The 2,674-nt window shown below is 75.4% G+C and carries 3 protein-coding genes; all 3 read right to left on the bottom strand.

Annotation, left to right across the window (positions count from 1 at the left end; translation table 11 throughout):
- Window positions 1-636 (bottom strand): 1-phosphofructokinase family hexose kinase (locus tag B7767_RS23375; protein ID WP_085573923.1); only part of this gene is annotated, 636 nt, incomplete at its 3' end.
- A 121-nt stretch (window positions 637-757) separates the two neighbouring features.
- Window positions 758-1,942, bottom strand: a complete 1,185-nt coding sequence (gene nagA, locus B7767_RS23370) for an N-acetylglucosamine-6-phosphate deacetylase (protein ID WP_085573922.1) — start codon at window positions 1,940-1,942, stop codon at window positions 758-760.
- Window positions 1,942-2,674, bottom strand: a 733-nt coding sequence (locus B7767_RS23365) for an ROK family protein (RefSeq protein WP_107486279.1), incomplete at its 5' end; no start/stop codon positions are given. The genes nagA and B7767_RS23365, both read right to left, overlap by 1 nt.

Below are 2,674 nucleotides of genomic sequence, written 5' to 3'. Positions count from 1 at the left end.
GCCCGCGCCGCGTCGGCGGGCCTCCTGGGTGGCGCGCAGCGGCTCGTGGGAGCCGGTGAGTCCGGCCAGTTCCTCGGCGTTCGGCTTGAGGACGTCGGGCCGCCCGGCGACCCCGCGGCGCAGTGCCGCACCGCTGGTGTCGAGGAGGGCCGGGACCCCGGCCGCGCGGGCCGTGCGGATCAGGCCCGCGTACGCGCCCACCGGGACGCCCGGGGGCAGGCTGCCGCACAGGGCCACCGCCGAGGCGGCGGCCAGCAGCTCCTCGTACACCTCCTGGAACGCGGACCACTCGGCGTGGCCGATCACCGGGCCGGGCTCGTTGAGCTGGGTGGTGGTGCCGGAGCGGCCGTCGACGACGGCGACGGTGCGCCGGGTCGTGCCGGAGACCGGGACCAGCGCGTCCGTCAGGTGCGGGACCTCGGCGAGCCGGTCCCGCAGGATCCGGCCCGTCGCGCCGCCCGAGAAGCCGGTGACCGTCACCTCGTGGCCGAGGGCCGCGAGGACCCGTGCCACGTTGACGCCCTTGCCGCCGGGGCGTTCCGTCACCTCGGCGACCCGGTGGGAGGCCCCCGGACGCAGGGACGGTACGCGATAGGTGATGTCGAGAGCGGTGTTCAGCGTGACCGTGAGGATCACCGGGCCGACCTCCCCCTTGGTGCCTGCTTCTGCCGTGGAACCCGTGGTCACGATCATGCCAAACGGACGGTGGTCGGCCCACCCCTCCGGACCGGCCACCGTCCGTCGACGGTGGGACGGATCAGCCCAGTTCGGGACGGACCACCCATTCCCCCCACCGCATGACGCCCACCAGGTCGAAGCCGGCGTCCAGGACCACCAGGTCGGCGTCCTTCCCGGGCTCCAGGGAGCCGATCCGGTCGTCCAGGCCGAGCAGCCGGGCCGGGTTGGCGGAGATCGCCCGTACGACGTCCTCGACGGGCAGCCCGTCCACCGTCACCGCCCGCTTGAAGGCGCGGTCCAGGGTGAGCGTGGAGCCGGCGATCGAGCCGCCCTCCACCAGCCGGGCCACCCCGTCCGCGACCTCGACCTCCATGGGGCCGAGCATGTAGCGGCCGTCGCCGAAGCCGGCCGCGTCCATCGCGTCGGTGATGAAGGCGACCCGCGCGGCGCCCGCGTGGTGGAAGGCCAGCCGGAGCGCGGCCGGATGCAGATGGGTGCCGTCGTTGATCAGCTCGACGGTGACCCGCTCGTCCTCCAGCAGGGCGGTGATCGGGCCGGGGGAGCGGTGGCCGAGCGGCGGCATCGCGTTGAACAGGTGGGTGGCGACGGTCGCGCCCGCGTCGATGGCCTGGAGCGTCTGCTCGTACGTGGCGTCCGTGTGCCCGACCGCCGCTATCACCCCGTGCTCGGCGAGCAGCCGTACGGAGTCCAGGCCGCCCGGCAGCTCGGTCGCCAGGGTGACCATCCTGGCGTGCCCGTGCGCCGCGTCGAGCAGCTTGCGCACCTCGGCCGGGTCGGGGTCGCGCAGCAGCTCCTCGTCGTGCGCGCCCTTGCGGCACGGGGAGATGAACGGCCCCTCGAAGTGGATGCCGGCGATGTCGCCCTGCTGGGCCAGCTCGGCGAGCATCCCGGCGTGCCGGGCGAGGAAGTCCAGGTCACTGGTGACGGCGGAGGCGACCACCGTGGTGGTGCCGTGCGCGCGGTGGGTGTGCACGCCCTTGAGGACGTCCTCGGCGGTGCCGCCGGCGAAGGACGCCCCTCCGCCGCCGTGGTTGTGGAGGTCGACGAAGCCGGGGACCACCCAGTGGCCGCTCAGGTCGAGCGTCTCGGCGTCGGCGGGCGCCGCCCCCGGGACTCCGGCGGGCCCCGGCCCGGGGGGACCCCCGCCCGCGATCCGCGTGCCCTCGACGATCACGCGGCCGTCGTCCACGGTCCCGGTGGGCAGGACCACCCGGGCACCGGCGAGAACCTTGGTGGGGGCCATCAGGTGGTTACCTCCGAGGGGTACGAGGGGTCAGTGGTGTCGATCAGGTCCCAGGCGAGGAGCCCCGCGCCCAGGCATCCGGCGGTGTCCCCGAGGGCCGCGGGGACCAGGGACGGCATCTTCTGGAAGGTGACCCGCCGCCGGACGGCCTCCCGCAGTGGTGTGAACAAGGTTTCCCCCGCCTCGGCGAGCCCGCCACCGATGATCAGCGCCCGGGGGTCCAGCAGGGTGAGCGCGGTGACCAGCCCGTCGGCGAGCGCGTCCACCGCGTCCTGCCACACCCGACGGGCCCGTACGTCCCCGGCCTCGACGGCCTTCGCGCAGTCCGCCGCGTCCGCGTCCGGGTCCCCGCAGGCCGCCGCCCACGCCTCGCTCACCGCGGCGGCGGACGCGAACCGTTCCAGGCAGCCGCGCTGCCCGCAGGGACAGGGGGCGCCCTGGGGCCGTACGACGATGTGGCCGATCTCGCCCGCGAAGCCGTGCGCGCCCGCCTCCACCCGGCCGTCGATGCCGATGGCGCCCGCGATACCGGTGCCCAGCGGCACGAACAGGAAGCGGTCGGTGCCCCGGCCGGCTCCGATGCGGCCCTCGGCGAGACCGCCGGTGCGCACGTCGTGGCCGAGGGCGACGGGGACGCCGCCGAGGCGTTCGGTGAGCAGCGCGCGCAGCGGGACGTCGCGCCAGCCGAGGTTGGCCGCGTAGACGGCGACGCCCTCCGCCTCGTCGACGATG

This window comes from Streptomyces sp. 13-12-16, assembly GCF_002114215.1.
Classification (GTDB): domain Bacteria; phylum Actinomycetota; class Actinomycetes; order Streptomycetales; family Streptomycetaceae; genus Streptomyces.
The sequence above is the reverse complement of the archived record's forward strand: the minus strand, read 5'-3'. Positions and strand labels throughout refer to the sequence as shown.